The organism is Pantoea sp. Mhis (assembly GCF_009830015.1).
The window spans coordinates 15,165-31,435 of the sequence record NZ_SZZX01000007.1 but is presented as its reverse complement, the minus strand read 5'-3'; the positions used below and the strand labels follow the sequence as shown (position 1 = coordinate 31,435).

The 16,271-nt window shown below is 26.3% G+C and carries 14 protein-coding genes and 1 pseudogene; 5 read left to right on the top strand and 10 right to left on the bottom strand.

All coding sequences use genetic code 11. The features are described from left to right. Positions 1–87 precede the first annotated feature (87 nt). The 7 genes and pseudogenes from FD727_RS03235 to FD727_RS03210 all read right to left on the bottom strand — a co-directional run bounded on the left by FD727_RS03235 (position 88) and on the right by FD727_RS03210 (position 6,854). A pseudogene (locus FD727_RS03235) lies at positions 88–1,206 on the bottom strand (glycosyltransferase family 4 protein). A gap of 126 nt (positions 1,207–1,332) precedes the next feature. After that, a complete protein-coding gene (locus FD727_RS04055; RefSeq protein ID WP_236393570.1) occupies positions 1,333–1,626 on the bottom strand; it encodes a hypothetical protein in 294 nt (97 codons plus the stop codon). A gap of 541 nt (positions 1,627–2,167) precedes the next feature. After that, positions 2,168–2,290 (bottom strand): hypothetical protein, encoded by a 123-nt coding sequence (locus tag FD727_RS04095; RefSeq protein WP_255454575.1) that lies wholly within the window; start codon positions 2,288–2,290, stop codon positions 2,168–2,170. A gap of 123 nt (positions 2,291–2,413) precedes the next feature. Continuing rightward, positions 2,414–3,391: a lipopolysaccharide heptosyltransferase RfaC gene (rfaC, locus tag FD727_RS03225; protein ID WP_159938721.1), complete on the bottom strand. Its 978-nt coding sequence runs from the start codon at positions 3,389–3,391 to the stop codon at positions 2,414–2,416. Then, positions 3,388–4,440, bottom strand: coding sequence for a lipopolysaccharide heptosyltransferase II (gene waaF, locus FD727_RS03220; RefSeq protein WP_159938720.1), 1,053 nt, complete (start codon positions 4,438–4,440; stop codon positions 3,388–3,390). The genes rfaC and waaF overlap by 4 nt, the downstream gene beginning before the upstream one ends. After that, complete coding sequence (gene rfaD / locus FD727_RS03215) at positions 4,437–5,393, bottom strand: ADP-glyceromanno-heptose 6-epimerase (protein WP_159938719.1); 957 nt, start codon at positions 5,391–5,393, stop codon at positions 4,437–4,439. The genes waaF and rfaD overlap by 4 nt, the downstream gene beginning before the upstream one ends. A gap of 771 nt (positions 5,394–6,164) precedes the next feature. Beyond that, positions 6,165–6,854 carry a DUF2076 domain-containing protein gene (locus FD727_RS03210; RefSeq protein ID WP_159938718.1) on the bottom strand — a complete coding sequence of 230 codons (690 nt, stop codon included), beginning with the start codon at positions 6,852–6,854 and terminating at the stop codon, positions 6,165–6,167. A 1,229-nt stretch (positions 6,855–8,083) separates the two neighbouring features. Here FD727_RS03210 and FD727_RS03205 point away from each other — a divergent pair. The 5 genes from FD727_RS03205 (at position 8,084) to pfkA (ending at position 12,614) form a co-directional block, all read left to right on the top strand. Continuing rightward, positions 8,084–8,512 carry a rhodanese-like domain-containing protein gene (locus tag FD727_RS03205; protein ID WP_159938717.1) on the top strand — a complete coding sequence of 143 codons (429 nt, stop codon included), beginning with the start codon at positions 8,084–8,086 and terminating at the stop codon, positions 8,510–8,512. Positions 8,513–8,684: 172 nt separating this feature from the next. After that, a complete protein-coding gene (gene secB / locus FD727_RS03200; RefSeq protein WP_159938716.1) occupies positions 8,685–9,152 on the top strand; it encodes a protein-export chaperone SecB in 468 nt (155 codons plus the stop codon). Next, positions 9,149–10,147, top strand: a complete 999-nt coding sequence (gene gpsA / locus FD727_RS03195) for an NAD(P)H-dependent glycerol-3-phosphate dehydrogenase (RefSeq protein ID WP_159938739.1) — start codon at positions 9,149–9,151, stop codon at positions 10,145–10,147. Before secB ends, gpsA begins: the two co-directional genes overlap by 4 nt. Before the next feature lie 77 nt (positions 10,148–10,224). Continuing rightward, positions 10,225–11,028, top strand: a complete 804-nt coding sequence (cysE, locus tag FD727_RS03190; RefSeq protein WP_159938715.1) for a serine O-acetyltransferase — start codon at positions 10,225–10,227, stop codon at positions 11,026–11,028. A 623-nt stretch (positions 11,029–11,651) separates the two neighbouring features. After that, entirely contained in the window at positions 11,652–12,614 is a 963-nt protein-coding gene (pfkA, locus tag FD727_RS03185) for a 6-phosphofructokinase (RefSeq protein WP_159938714.1), read from the top strand. A gap of 69 nt (positions 12,615–12,683) precedes the next feature. On the opposite strand, the gene tpiA is transcribed toward pfkA, so the two are convergent. From tpiA to hslU, 3 genes are all read right to left on the bottom strand, one after another. Continuing rightward, positions 12,684–13,457, bottom strand: a complete 774-nt coding sequence (gene tpiA / locus FD727_RS03180) for a triose-phosphate isomerase (RefSeq protein WP_159938713.1) — start codon at positions 13,455–13,457, stop codon at positions 12,684–12,686. Positions 13,458–13,730: 273 nt separating this feature from the next. After that, on the bottom strand, positions 13,731–14,477 hold the full coding sequence (gene fpr / locus FD727_RS03175) for a ferredoxin--NADP(+) reductase (RefSeq protein ID WP_159938712.1): 747 nt from the start codon (positions 14,475–14,477) through the stop codon (positions 13,731–13,733). 452 nt (positions 14,478–14,929) lie between these two features. Next, complete coding sequence (hslU, locus tag FD727_RS03170) at positions 14,930–16,264, bottom strand: HslU--HslV peptidase ATPase subunit (RefSeq protein ID WP_159938711.1); 1,335 nt, start codon at positions 16,262–16,264, stop codon at positions 14,930–14,932. Between the last annotated feature and the right edge of the window lie 7 nt (positions 16,265–16,271).

Genomic DNA, 16,271 nt, shown 5'->3' with positions numbered 1-16,271 from the left:
ATTTATTGATATTAAGCTATATTAAAATATATAATTAAAACTAATAATTTTACCTAAATTTAAGATTTTTGTCGATTTATTAAAACATTAATTCAATACTAATTTATAAAGCGTAGTTAATGATTTTGATAGATATCTATGACTAAATAGATTGGATTTATGCCGTGTAGCTTCACCCATAATAGAATTATTTGTAAGTGATGGTGTTGCTAATATAGCTTCATTTAATCCTTTAATATTTAAAGCATCACGAATAAAACCTTCTTGTCCATCACGAATAAATTCAGTAGCTCCACATCTATTACTGGTAATTATGGCTAAACCACAAGCCATTGATTCTAATACTATATTAAAAAATGGATCATAGAATGTAGGTAATAAAGCATTTGCTGCATGATAAAATAATTGCATATTTTTTGTAAACTAACAGTTCTTAATCGATCTAAACAATTAAGATTATTTGCTAATTTTTTATAATTAGGTAATTGCTTATCTTGACCAACTATTATTAAATACCGATCAGTATTTGCAATAGCTCTAATAGCATGACGATAATCCTTTTCTTTTAAAATCAAAACCGACGTAAATCATGACAGTAGCATTACAAGGAAGATTAAGTTGCAAACTTGAAAAATACCGATCTTTTTTTATAGTTGGCATAAATTTGTGATAATCTATACTGTTATAAATGATATGAATCATATTAGAATCAAGCGAATAATAGCGTAAATATCCTCTTTTACCATTTTGAATTACAAATTATAGCTTTTAAAGATGATGAATTAAATGTTTTTCAGCTTTAAGTATATACCTATGATAAGGACTTAAAACTTTACTTAAACATTTCCATGGTGATATAGTACGCATACATTCTTGTAACCAAATACGATGTACACTATCACTAGCTCTAAAAATATTACATCCGTCAATACGTTCATGACTTTGTATAATATTAAATTTCTCATGTTTCTAATATGCACGTGCAATCTTAGCAAAATGATATTCACGAGATATCCTACCAAATTTTATTGGATTGCATATATGTACATTCCAATTGATATTTCCTGTATTTTTCCAACTACGCGTAATAAGATTAACATCAAATTCTTTATTATTTAATATTTCTAATATATTTGAAATAAAACGTTCTGCTCCATCATCTAAATGATATTGTTGTCGAACAATTGCTATACGTAATTTACTCATGTAAATAAATATCCATCTTATAACATTCAAGAATATTAAATAATAAGAACATATCAATAATATTGATTTTAATAAAATTAATTTATGTTAATTATACTAATTAATTTTATTAATATAATTAATTAGTTATATTGTAAGTAAAATTTTTAAATTATCTTTGATAAAGATTTTGATCTTCTCTATTTTTTCTTCAATTAAAATAAATAAATCTTTAGTAAATTGCTTAACTTGAACTTTTGTGTCAAAAACAAAACTTGAAGCTTGTATATTTTCTTCTGGACCAATTAAAAGTACATTTTGTACTGGTCGTTGTTCTTGGAATGAACAAGGACCATAAAACATGATAATTGGAATATTTTGTGAATCAGCAATATAACCATTACCTGAATCAGAAGAAATATAAAAGTTCATTTGAGAAATAGCCCACGGTACATCCTCTAATTTTAATTGACCAAGTAAATTTACAATATTTTTTTTCCTGTTAATTTTAATAAGTTATCAAACCAAGATCTTTCATCAATACTACCAAATATAAAAAAAATGTACATAAAAATATCAAGTAAATCAATAAGTTCAATCTATATTTTAGTTGGAATAATTTTTATTTTATTGCCAGCTACAATAATTATTCCAATTTTTATCCCTATATTACATGAATCAATGATAGATTGATGATTGATTGAATATGTAAAGGAAAAGTTGCATGTTTAGGAAAATTTGTATACTTAAAGATTCGATTAATTAGCTTTAAATAGCTATTTAAAGTTAAATCTAATTTAGTATGTTCTACCATGCCAGTAGAGTTATTATAAAAATATTTATAATAAAGCTTATATGCATATGTTTTTAAAAATTGTTTATTGGTCGCATTACATAAAGATGTAAAAAAAGATTTATGCTATTAGGATAAACGAGATAAATATTATCATAATTATTCATTAACTTAAACACTAATATAATTTTAGTAAAAAATTTTATTGGCTTTTTCAATTAAATAAAAATGAGTAATAGTACTATCATAACGTGCTAATGGTTCTACAATACGACTAATTAAAATATCCGAATTTTTTAAAGCATGTAGCATAGGAGTAATATTAATAAAATCATCGATTTTAGTTGTTTGAACTATTAAATTCTTTCTTGTTTTTTTAAAAAAAACGTAAAATATTTCGAAAAGGTAATAGTAAAAAATACATTAAAAGATATTTTATAAAATGTTCTTATCTAAAATGGATTGAAGATAAGGAAGTACATACTCTACTTTTAAATCACTAAGATGTTGAGTAGAAGAAGTTAATGAAATTTGATTTTTCCCATAACTACCAATTAATTGTGAGTATGTAGGTCCATATAAGGTAATATTCGGGCGTCCTAAAGCTGCTGTTAGATGACTTAATCCTGTATCTACAGATACCACCGCTCGTGCACCTATTAATTGCATAGCAATCTGCTCCAACGTTAATTTAGGTAGAACTTCTACATATTTAAATCCTTTAGCTAAGCGACAAGCACGTAAATATTCATGTTTTAATCCCCAGGGAAGTTTTATTTTTAAGATATTTGATTGTATATACTGAATTAGTTTTCGCCAGTATAATTCTGGCCAATGTTTATTAGTATCTGTAGTAGAATGTATAAAAATTAAATATTCATATGTATTATTAGTTAATGATGAAGAAAAATGTTCCGCAATAGCATAATTTCCTAAGTTTTTTGGTTTTTTATAGTCTAAACATTTCGAGAATAATTCTCGAGTTCGTTCTATGGCATGTTGATCTTTATTAATCCTATGACCTTTATCATACCACCATCCAGCAAAAGATTCTCGTGCACTTTGACAATTGTATCCATGTTTTTTGCCTTGAGCCAAACGTGTAATTAACACAGCACTTTTAATAAGTCCTTGTGCATCTATAATTAAATCATATTTATTTAACTGTAATTCTGTTTTAAATTGTCTACGTTCTTTTGATTGTTGTCTACCAAACCAATGTTTGCGCCATCGGCGAATTGCAACAGGTATTACTCGCGCTACTGCTGGATGCCATGCTGGAATTTGTAAAAAATCTTCTTCAACTACCCAATGAAAACAGATTTTTGGCAAAATATTCATTGCATCAGTAACTGCAGGTAATGTATGTAATATATCGCCCATTGATGAAGTTTTCACGATTAAAACTTTCATATTAAATTTTTTGATGAATTCAATAAAATCATTAATTCTTTATATACATGTATAGGCTCAATATCAATTAAACTGTGATGATAACCATCTTTATTAATATGATTTTTATATATTTTATAGCAATTTTCATCCATTCGAATAATACGTGCCTGATGAGATAAAGGAGGAGTAAATATTGGACTACTTGGACCATATAAAACTACTAGCCGACAATTAAGTGCTGCTGCAGCATGCATAAGTCCAGAATCATTACTTATTACAACGATACACTGTGTAAGTAAAATTAATGCTTGTGTAAGTTGAGTCTTACCTGCTAAGTTTTTACAAAATATACGAGCTGAATTTGATAACAATTGGATAATATTGTTGCAAATTTTATGATCTTCTTTTGAACCTATTAATATTATTTGATAACCTTCTTTAATTAATTTTTCAGCTAATGCTGCATAATGGTAATGTGGCCAGCATTTTTCTAGACTAAGTGCTGCACCTGGACATAAACAAATAATTGGTCGAATAGATAAAAATACAAATTTAGACTTTATTTTACGCTTTTCTTCTTCATTGATTTTTAATTTTGGCCACATCAACGGTTTGGGTAACTGTTTTGCAGAAATAAAAGTTTTTTCATATGCTAGTGCTATATATCGTTCAACCATAAGTGGAAATGCAGTTTTATCTAGTATACGCATATCATTAATAAGACCATAACGCATTTCACCACGCCAACCAATACGATGTTGAATACCAGCAAAAAATGGTATTAGTGCTGATTTAAAGGAATTGGGTAATATATATGATCGATCATAATTATTTAGCTGTAAAATTTTACTCAGTTGATATCTTTTATTAAAAGCTAATATACCATGATCGAATGGCATTATTAATGCTTGGTTAACTTCAGGCATATATGATAGTAATGAGCAACACCAGATAGGTGCTATAACATCAATTACTGAATGAGTGTAGTTTTTTTTAATGGTTCTATATAAACTTTGCGACATTACCATATCACCAATCCACGAAGGACCAATAATTAGAATTTTCATTCTTTATTATTTTTTATTGATTTAATTTGTTGATTTAATTGCATTATATACTCATTAATACCGTTATTAATTGTTTTAAATTTTTTTGTATAACCAATTTGATGCAATTTAGTAAGATTAGCTTGTGTAAATGTTTGATAATAACCTTGCATTTCTTTGGGAAATGGAATGTATTCAATGAAATTTTCTTTGTAAGAGCTTAATATTATATTAGCTACTTCCTGAAAGGAAGTAGAATGACCTGTTCCGCAATTATAAATACCAGAAATTCTTTTTTTCCAACACCATAAATTTAATGCAACTACATCATCTACATGAATAAAATCTCTATAAAAATTACTACTACCTTCAAATAGTTTTAAACTTAATTTTTCATTAATCTGCGAATTAAAATGAAATATTATGCTCGCCATGGCTCCTTTATGTGCTTCACGTGGTCCATAAACATTAAAATAACGAAGACCACATATAGGTGAATTTGTGCACGGTAATAATTGTCGTACATAGTTATCAAATAACATTTTTGAATAACCATAAATATTAAGTGGTTTTTCATATTGGCGTTCTTCAATAAAATTTTTTTTACGAATACCATAAACAGCAGCAGAAGAGGCATATAAAAAAGGGATTTTATAATTAAGACAAAAATGTAAAATTTCCTTTGAGTATTGATAATTATTTTCCATAATATATTTGCCGTCCCATTCAGTAGTATCTGAGCAAGCACCTTTATGAAATACTATTTTAATAGAACCAAAAGTTCTATTAGACTTAATATAATTAAGAAAATCTTTTTTATCTATGTAATCTATAATATTTAAATCTGCAAGATTTGCACATTTATGACCATCCTTAAGATTATCAACAACTAAGATATCAGCGTGGTTAAGAATATTTAAGGCTTTAATAATATTACTACCAATCATACCCGTACCGCCGGTAACAATAATCATATATCTTACCTATCAAACTAAATACAAAAATATTTTTTATTATTTTTAAAAATTTTTATTAAATTCAATACATATATATAATATGTGTCAATATAATTATAATTTTAAAGTTATTAACTAATTAAAGTTGTATATCTATTAATTAGATGACTGGATAAATTTCAATAAATTATAGCATAATACAATTATTTAATTTTTTCTAAAAATTTAGTTTCTATAAAATTTATAATAGTTAAATAAATAATAGCGATATTTTATAAATGCAAAAACATTTATTTTAAATAAAGAATATTAATGTATATATATTTTATATGTATACATACAAGCTTTTTATTTTAAATAGTCAATAAATTTTACATACCATATGAATTTTAAATTTCAGGTAATAGATTTAAATAAAATTTAAAAATTAACTAAAGTTAATTAAAAGTAATATTTTATTTAGAAGTGAATAATAAATTTACAGAAAAATATATTTTAAATACAATGATTTTATAGCTATATTTTTTTAAAAAATTACATTGGATATTTTAGAAAGAGTCACTTTAGAATAATTTCTATTAAATATACTACAGCATAGTAAATCAGTATAAAATATACATAAATAATTTTATTTTTGAATAAAAGATGTTTTGATATAATATGTATTCATTGTTAATGAATATTAAAAATTCAATATATTTATGTATTACAGCTACAAAATATATTTGTAGCTGTAATACAAGTTTAATTTTAGTTATTTAAAATATTAAAAATTTTATTTAATATTTGTTAAATGAAACCATCATCGTCGATATTAAAATCAGTACTGTTAAATTCATTACTTTGTTGTATATCATTATGGTCAAGAAAATGACTGTCAGAAATATCATTAAATGTGTCTAGATTACCTGCATCTAAATCATAATTTAGAAATGAATCATTCGTTTCTGACAACGATGTTATAGGATCATCTTCAATACTATTAATTATATCTTCAGGAGCTGAATGATGAAACATGTTAGTTAGCATGTTTCCTAATACTACTCCTCCAGCTACACCTGCTGCAGTTTGTAAAGCACCTGACATAAAACTACTAGTTCGAGGAAAACTAGAAGGTTGTTGCGTTGTAGTATAACTATTATTATAGTTTAAAGGTGACATTTGAGATTGTGGTTGTTGTATTGTTTTATTTCTATTACAACGGAATAAATTGCCAAAAAATCCTTTACCAGCAGATTGTTGAGATATCTGTAATTGATTGATTCTATCTTGTAAATTTTTAATTTGTTCATTTAATCGGTTAAGAGCAGCTTCCTGAATTAAAATCGATTGTGCCATATAATAAGGAGCAGCTGGTTGTTGTTGAATAAATTTCTGAATTTGTTTTTCTGCTTCAGAATCTCGTTGACTTGCATTTTGTTCAGTTTGTTTCAAACGTTGAAACAAACCCTCTATTAAACGTTGTTCTTCAGCTTGCATAAATTATAATCTCTTTATATAAAAAACAAAACAAGCATTTTAATGTATTATACTTACATTATAGTAGCTAATATCATAAAATAAATAATGTTAATATCATATAGAAATAGTTTTTTTTGATATATATAAATGTGTTCATTATATTATATGATTAATATATATTTTATATGATAATTTATTGGATTTGTGTTAAAAACAGTAGATATGTAAATTTAATATTATATCCTTTAATTATATACAGAATTAAATAGTGTTCTCATGACTATATGATGATATCATTAAATTTATACATAATACATAATGAGCTGTTTATTGATTGACTAGAAGTTAGTAGCTTTATATCACATATTAAACTTATATTTGTTATACTATATATACAGTATATGTTTTAAAATAAATATTTTGAATTATATACAAAATTTATTAAGTAAGTTTTACTGTATCAATAAATTCATACATCTATAATAATATACACTTTAAATATTTTAAAGTATATATTATTAAATATAAGTATGTATGAATCGAATTCTTAAAACCTTTTGATTAATGATCATGATAAAAAAATCAAAAAGATAAAAATCATAATTATTTATTATATGTATAATCTTTTCCTATTAAATGAATTAAAACTCATTTAATTATCTATATAATTATTTATATTTGTGTTATATAACACATTTTATTATTTATTTATAGTATATATAATTTTATTTAAATTACTTTTTTATGATGTATTTATATCATTAATTATCAAGAGGATTTAAGCAAAAAACTTAATATTTCATGAATAATTTAAGGAATTTTAATAGCTATCTTACTTATATATATAGTATTATATAATCATAGGATTGTAATACTAATTACAGATATTTATAGTATATTATTTTCTATAACTACATGATAACTAAAATTTTAGAACACGATATAAACCTTACCTGCTTACTAATAAATAAAAATATAAAATGCATAGTATTATAATAAATTTATAAATAAATATAGAGAATTTATATTCTTGAACAATGTTATTTTATATTTACTATATCATACATAATAGTATTTATTTTTAAACCAAATAATTAAATCAACAAATGATTAAGTTATGTATGATTATTTAAATAAATAAACTTTTATCCCATAAAATCGCAATTTTATGTATTTAATATAATATATAGATATTTATTATCATTAATTTTAGATGATTATCTTTAGTATGAAATGGTTAAATTCTCATGCAAGAAATTATTGAGTTTATAAATAGACATGTTGTGCTCAGTGCAATATGGGTTATGCTACTTATATCACTAATTTTAAATCTTATAAAAAGATTTTTTTTAAAAGTAAAAATTATTAATTGTATCGAAGCAATATGTCTTATAAATAAAGAAGACGCAATAGTAGTCGATATTCGTTTTCATAATGACTATAATAAAGGACATATTACAGGAGCTCTTAATATAACAGAACCAGATATAAAAAAAGGAATTTTAGGTAAATTAGAAAAGAACAATTTAAAACCCATAATTATAGTATGTAACACAGGTAATAATGCTATAAATTCAGCAATGCAATTAAAATCTATGGGATTTATTGATGTTTATGTACTACGTAATGGAATGAATGCCTGGATTGATGAAAATTTACCATTAGTTCGTATGTAATAATATTTAATAAAATTTAAAATAATTGATTTAGCATAATTTCTAGTTCTTTATTCATGATAGATATGCGCTAAAAATCAATAGTAGTTAAAAGTATTATAAGAATATAAGTTATTTAAATATAAATTATTAATTGGTTAATGTGTAATTTACAATTACAGGATTCAGTAACATGTTAGAAGATAATGCTAACGAAATACAATTTCAGATTCAGCGTATTTATACTAAAGATATTTCTTTTGAATCACCAAAATCTCCAAAAATTTTTCAAGAAAACTGGGAACCAGAAGTAAAACTAGATTTAGATACTTCATCTACCCAGTTAGATGATGAGGTTTATGAAGTTGTTCTACATGTTACTGTTATTGTTCTTATTAGTAAAGAAACAGCATTTTTATGTGAAATTCATCAAGCAGGTATATTTCGCATAAGTGGTATTACTGGTAATCAGATGACACATTGCTTAGGTGCTTATTGTCCAAATATTTTATTTCCGTATGCTAGGGAATGCATTACAAGTTTAGTATCCCGCGGTTCTTTTCCTCAGTTTAATTTAACCCCTGTTAATTTTGATGCATTATTTATTAAATACTTACAGCAAGAGGATCAAAAATCATCATGCCCGAAGAATGCTCAATGACATATTTTAATAGTTCAGTTAGCGTCATTGGTGCTGGTTCATATGGCACTGCTTTAGCTGTTGCACTAGCTCGTAATAAACATTTAGTCTTACTATGGGGATATAATGATAAATTTATAACAAAGTTAAAACATGATCGATGTAATAATACTTTTTTGCCTAATGTACCTTTCTCTAACATGTTAATTCCTGAATCTAATTTAGCTAAAGTTGTTAATACTAGTCAGGATTTAATAATAGTAGTTCCTAGTTATGCATTTAGTAATATTCTAATACAAATTAAACATCACTTACGACCAGATTCAAGAATCGTATGGGCGACTAAAGGATTAGAAAAAAGAACAGGTCGCTTATTATACGATGTTGCACGCGAAATTCTAGGTAATAATATACCATTGGCAATAATTGCTGGTCCTGCATTTGCAAAAGAATTAGCGATCGGATTACCAACTACTATAACACTTGTATCTAATGATAAACAATTTGTTAAAGATTTACAAAACAAGTTTTTTTATGATAGTTTTCTTCACATAAAACATAGTTCAGATTATATTGGTGTACAGCTCAGCGCTGCAATTAAAAATGTTATTGCAATTAGTGTTGGTATTTCAGATGGAATTAATTTTGGTTCTAATGCTCGTATTACATTGATTATTAATGGTTTAAATGAAATGAGTAAGTTAGGTACAGTATTAGGAGCTGATCCTGCTACGTTTACAGATATGGCTGGTTTAGGTGATTTAATATTAACATGTACTAATAATCAATCACGTAATCGTTATTTTGGTATGATGTTAGGTGAAGGTAAAAGTGTTGAAGAAGCAAGACATATTATTGGACAAGTTATAGAAGGTTATAGTAATAATAAAGAAATTAAATTATTAGCTGAAAGTGTTAATGTAAGAATGCCAATAGTTGAGCAGATGTACCAAGTATTGTACTGTAAGAAACCTGCAAGAGAAGCTATATTAAATATACTGAATTATTCATATTAAAATAAAAAAATTTAATATATATATTACTTATAATATCTATAAAAGATACTCAATATTTTTATTGGAGTCATAATAAAATGTTTCCTAAAGAATTAGAATTAATTTGGAGTAATATTAAAGTTGAAGCTAAATTAACAATAGATTATGAACCTATATTGTCTAAATTTTATCATGAAACTTTACTTAATCATAATACTTTTAAAAGTGCGCTAAGTTATATTTTGTCAAATAAACTATCTAATTCAATTATGCCTGCTATTATTATACGTAAAATAATTGACGAAGCACATCAAAAAGATCCAAAAATAATTATTTCAGCTTGTTATGATATTCAAGCTATTCGACAACGTGATCCTGCTGTTCATGAATATTTAATACCATTGTTATATTTAAAAGGGTTTCATGCATTACAAGCTTATAGAATTTCTCATTGGTTATGGAATGAAAAGCGATTTGCCTTAGCTACTTATTTGCAAAATGAAATTTCTGTTTCTTTTGGTGTAGATATTCATCCAGCTGCAAATATAGGTCGTGGTATTATGCTTGATCATGCTACTGGAATAGTAATTGGTGAAACAGCTGTAGTAGAAAATGATGTATCTATTTTACAATCAGTTACATTAGGTGGCACTGGCAAAACTATTGGGGATAGACATCCAAAAATACGGGAAGGAGTTATGATTGGTGCAGGAGCTAAAATTTTAGGTAATATAAATGTAGGACAAGGTGCAAAAATTGGTGCAGGTTCTGTAGTTTTAAGAACAGTGCCATCTCACACTACGGTTGCTGGTGTACCTGCACGTATTGTAGGCAAACCAGTTAGTGACAAACCATCCATGGACATGGATCAATATTTCAATGATTTTGGTGATGGTATTTAATCTTAATTAATAATTAATTATATAAATATATTTAACAAATATATTTATATAATTAATTATTATACATTTTTATATTTATAAATATTTAAATTTAATTTATTTAAACACATAAATTTAGATAAATTACTATTTAAGTATATTAAAAATTAAATTTCCATATATATATATACAAGTAAAATTATATAAATTTAATCTTTTTTTAAATTTATATATTAAATAAAATTTGTATTATATATTTAAATTGATATTTTTTATATTAAAATATACAAAATAATATAAAGTTATCAGCTAACAATAGTTTATAATTTACAATTTATTTAAACCTATTGATTTATTAATTAATATCATTTGTATATATTAATTAATAAATAATTATGTAGTGCATTATCTTTGACTCATTATTTAGTTAGGTTTATTTTAAAGTATAAATAATTGTTAGTTATGTATGAGATACCAGATAATAAATTTCTAAAATATATACAGATAAAATAAAAAAAATATATATATATTTTTTTTTAAAACAGCATTTCTAAAATTTTAACTCAATAAAAGATTTACATAATATAAATACATAAATTTGCTATGATAAATAATCATAGATTTTGAACAAACTAGAGGTTGTCATGATCAAAACAATTGCTGTACTAACGAGCGGAGGAGATGCCCCAGGTATGAATGCAGCTATTCGCGGAGTTGTACGTTGCGCTCTAAACGAAGGACTTAAGGTTTTTGGTATCTACGACGGCTTTCTAGGATTATATCAAAATCGAATGATTAATCTTAACCATTATAGTGTATCTAATATGATTAATTGTGGGGGTACATTTCTTGGTTCTGCACGTTTTCCTGAATTTTGCGAAAATAAAATTCAGGAAATAGCTATAAAAAATATGAATAAAAGTGGTATTGATGCATTGATAGTTATTGGTGGAGACGGCTCTTATATGGGAGCAAAATGCTTAACAGAAATGGGATTTCCATGTATTGGATTACCAGGGACTATTGATAATGATGTAGCCGGTACTGACTATACAATCGGTTATTTCACAGCTTTAGAAACTATTGTAGAAGCTATTGACAAATTACGTGATACTTCTTCTTCACATCAACGTATTTCTATTATAGAAGTAATGGGACGTTATTGTGGTGATTTAACATTAGCAGCTGCTATTGCCGGTGGTTGTGAATTTATTGTCTTACCTGAAATTATATACACTCGTGAAGAGTTATTAGCTCAAATTAAGATTGGTATTCGTAAAGGTAAAAAACATGCAATAGTAGCTATTACTGAACATATATGTGATATTGTTGATTTAGCTTACTATATTGAAACTGAAACTAAGCGTGAAACACGTTCTACTGTGCTTGGTCACATTCAACGTGGTGGTGCCCCTTGTGCCTACGATCGTATTTTAGCTTCGCGTATGGGGGCGTATTCAATTGAATTGCTGCTTAAAGGTTACGGAGGACGTTGTGTTGGTATTCAAAATGAAAAAATGGTACATCATGATATTATTAATGCTCTTAAGCATATGAAACGTCCATTTAAGAGTGATTGGTTAGATGTTGCAAAAAAACTATATTAACTTTATGATTATCAATAGATATAGATCTAGCTATTATATAATACATATAATAATTAATTCATTGAATATTTATTCAAACATTGTAGTTGTTGTGACTGATGCCTTAATAATTTTGGTAAAATTACTAGAACTTAATGAAGCAGTACCTACTAATACACCATCAATATCTGGTTCTTTTAGTAATTCAATAATATTTTGATCATTTACAGATCCACCATACTGAATGATCACTTGTTTAGCAATCGATATATTTTTTTTAGCAAGATGTTTGCGAATATATTTATGAATTAATTGTACGCTTTTAGCATTAGATGATTTTCCAGTACCTATGGCCCAAATCGGTTCATAAGCTATTACTGCATTTATAAATGCTTCTATACCTAACGTTTCTAATATAGCGTCAATTTGACGAGTACATACTTTTTCTGTTTGGCCAGTTATTTTTTCTTTTTCTGTCTCGCCTATGCATAGAACTGGCACTAAATCTGTGTTTTTTAATACATTGAATTTTTTAGCGATTAATTCATCGGTTTCTTTATGATAGAGACGACGTTCAGAATGACCAATAATAACATATTTTACACCAACATCTTTTAACATATTAGCTGATATGTCTCCTGTAAACGATCCACTAACATTAATATCAACATTTTGTGCGCCTAATGAAATATAACTCATCTTAATTAGATTGTTTACTAATTCTAAATACATGATAGGTGGTGCAATTACAACATTATAATTTTTAATAGTAATTAAGTTATTACAAATGGCATTGAGTACTTTTGTAAGTATATCCTTGCTACCATGCAACTTCCAATTACCTAATACCAATGGGTATCGCATTTTTTCTCCATAATATTTATTATATAAATATATATTTAATGAATATACTTCATTTTTCAAATTTAAAATATTATAGGTTTCTAATTGCACTTAAAAAGTGCACAAATAATTTTTGTTTTATTATAAATAATACAAAAAATTTTACAAACTTAAAAGTTCACAAGAGAAATAAATTATATTTTTCTTACAAAAAATATAATTGATAATTATTCTAGAATTATTTTACTATATATAAGATATATTTACAGATATATTTACGCTTATTTTATATTATTACCAATAATGTTCAGTGCTTATATGGCCAGCTTTATGCTTAAAATGTTTATGCATTTCTCGTGTTTTTTCTAATAATTGCTGAGTATCACGTACCATCTCTGGATTTCCACAAAGCATAACATGACTATTATTTGATGTTATCTTTAAACCCACAGCGTTTTCCAAATCACCGTTTTTAATTAATTGTGGTATACGTCCATGTAAAGAATTTATATTTTTTTCACGGCTGACGATAGTTATAATTTTTAATTTATCCATATATTTATAATATAACTTTTGCATCAATGGTAAAAAACTTAAATGGTTAGTGTAACGCACAGCATGTACTAGGATAATATGTTTAAAACGATCAAGATTATCTCCTTGTTGTAATATTGACAAATACGGACCTATTGCTGTCCCAGTAGATAACATCCATAAAATTTCAGAATCTGGAATAGTATCTAATATAAAAGAACCATATGCATCCTTAGTTATAAATAGTTTATCATTAGATTTTAAATTTTGTAAATATGTACTTAACTGCCCTCCTGGAACTTTAACTAAATAGAATTCTAATAAAGAATCTTTAGGTGCATTTACATAAGAATAGGCACGTTGTACATATTTGTCATTTATTATCAGGGCTAATTTAGCAAACTGCCCAGCGATGAAAGTATTAATTGGAGCTCGAATTCTTAAACTAAATAACGTATCGGTCCAATTTTCTATCTGTGTTACTTCAGCATCTATCCAATTTGTCATATTTCTTCCTTTATTGAGTTAATGATTCATTATTCCATTATTTATTTTAAATGTGTTAATAGATTCATTAATAATACTTTTATCTTTTATTTACTTTTATCTTTATATTTTATTATTAAATTATATTAACTCAAGTGTGATATGTGGATATGGTAATAAAATTTATTATATAATCTTATTCATTATTCTAATGTAATATAAGATATAAATACATTCAAATAATTATTTTTTAAAAGATTATCTAAAAGAATGCATTTAAAACTTAAATATTTGTATGTTCATACAACATTATATGGATTGTAATCATACGTAATATTTTTATGTCAATGAAATAAAGATAATATCCATTATAACAAATGTATTATATAGAAATTCATTTCTAAAATTTAATAGAACCATATTCATATATAGGATAATTAATTAATACTTTGATTTATAATTAAATAAGTATTTCATAGAATAAAACGGCTAAGATCTTCGTCTGCAACTAATTTATCAAGATGATAACCTACATATTTAGCATCAATTGTAATTGATTCGCCCTCACGTTCACTGGCATTATAAGAAATATCTTCCATTAAACGCTCTAACACAGTATGCAAGCGACGTGCACCAATATTTTCAGTAGTTTCATTGACTTGCCATGCTGCTTCGGCGATTCGTCGAATACCATCTTCAGTAAATTCTATATGTACTCCTTCAGTACTTATTAATGCTTTATATTGTACAGTAATAGAAGTGCTGGGTTCAGTAAGAATACGTTCGAAATCATTTACAGTAAGCGCTTGTAATTCAACACGAATAGGTAAACGACCTTGTAATTCAGGAATTAAATCAGATGGACTAGCAACTTGAAATGCACCTGATGCAATAAACAAAATATGATCAGTTTTTACCATGCCATGCTTTGTTGATATAGTACAACCTTCTACCAATGGAAGTAAATCTCGCTGTACGCCCTCACGTGATACATCAGGACCTAAAGATTGTCCACCACGTTTACAAATTTTATCAATCTCATCAATAAATACAATTCCATTTTGCTCAACGGCATTTATTGCATCTTGTTTTAATTCTTCTGGGTTTATTAATTTAGCTGCTTCTTCTTCAACAAGTAGTTTCATTGCATCTTTGATTTTTAATTTACGAGGTTTTTGCTTTTGGCTACTAAGATTTTGAAACATTAATTGCAATTGATTAGTCATCTCTTCCATACCTGGAGGAGCCATAATTTCCACTCCCATAGGTACTACTGCTAAATCAATTTCAATTTCCTTATTATCTAGTTTACCTTCGCGTAATTTTTTACGAAAAGATTGTCGTGCAACAGATGGTTCGGCATGAGTTTCAGTTTGGCACCAGTTATTTTTTGCAGGAGGTATAAGTACATCAAGTACACGTTCTTCAGCCATTTCCGCAGCATAATATTTATTTTTTTCTATAACATGACTTCGTACCATTTTAATAGCTGAATCAGTTAAATCACGGATAATAGAATCTACTTCTTTACCCACATAACCTATCTCAGTAAATTTTGTTGCTTCCACTTTAATAAATGGAGCATTTGCTAATTTAGCTAATCTTCTAGCAATCTCAGTTTTACCAACACCCGTAGGACCAATCATTAAAATATTTTTTGGTGTTACTTCATGACGTAATTCTTCATTTAGTTGCATTCGACGCCACCGATTCCGTAATGCAATAGCTACAGCACGCTTGGCGCAGTCCTGACCTATAATAAAACGATTAAGCTCGTTAACAATTTCGCGTGGAGTCATATTAGACATGATTTTG

Coding starts and splice junctions, on each gene's coding strand:
- tpiA (WP_159938713.1), bottom strand. CDS start 13,457: ATGCGATACCCATTGGTATTAGGTAATTGGAAGTTGCATGGTAGCAAG.
- FD727_RS04095 (WP_255454575.1), bottom strand. CDS start 2,290: ATGCTACATGCTTTAAAAAATTCGGATATTTTAATTAGTCGTATTGTA.
- rfaD (WP_159938719.1), bottom strand. CDS start 5,393: ATGATTATTGTTACCGGCGGTACGGGTATGATTGGTAGTAATATTATT.
- gpsA (WP_159938739.1), top strand. CDS start 9,149: ATGACATATTTTAATAGTTCAGTTAGCGTCATTGGTGCTGGTTCATAT.
- pfkA (WP_159938714.1), top strand. CDS start 11,652: ATGATCAAAACAATTGCTGTACTAACGAGCGGAGGAGATGCCCCAGGT.
- cysE (WP_159938715.1), top strand. CDS start 10,225: ATGTTTCCTAAAGAATTAGAATTAATTTGGAGTAATATTAAAGTTGAA.
- FD727_RS03210 (WP_159938718.1), bottom strand. CDS start 6,854: ATGCAAGCTGAAGAACAACGTTTAATAGAGGGTTTGTTTCAACGTTTG.
- waaF (WP_159938720.1), bottom strand. CDS start 4,440: ATGAAAATTCTAATTATTGGTCCTTCGTGGATTGGTGATATGGTAATG.
- hslU (WP_159938711.1), bottom strand. CDS start 16,264: ATGTCTAATATGACTCCACGCGAAATTGTTAACGAGCTTAATCGTTTT.
- FD727_RS03205 (WP_159938717.1), top strand. CDS start 8,084: ATGCAAGAAATTATTGAGTTTATAAATAGACATGTTGTGCTCAGTGCA.
- secB (WP_159938716.1), top strand. CDS start 8,685: ATGTTAGAAGATAATGCTAACGAAATACAATTTCAGATTCAGCGTATT.
- fpr (WP_159938712.1), bottom strand. CDS start 14,477: ATGACAAATTGGATAGATGCTGAAGTAACACAGATAGAAAATTGGACC.
- rfaC (WP_159938721.1), bottom strand. CDS start 3,391: ATGAAAGTTTTAATCGTGAAAACTTCATCAATGGGCGATATATTACAT.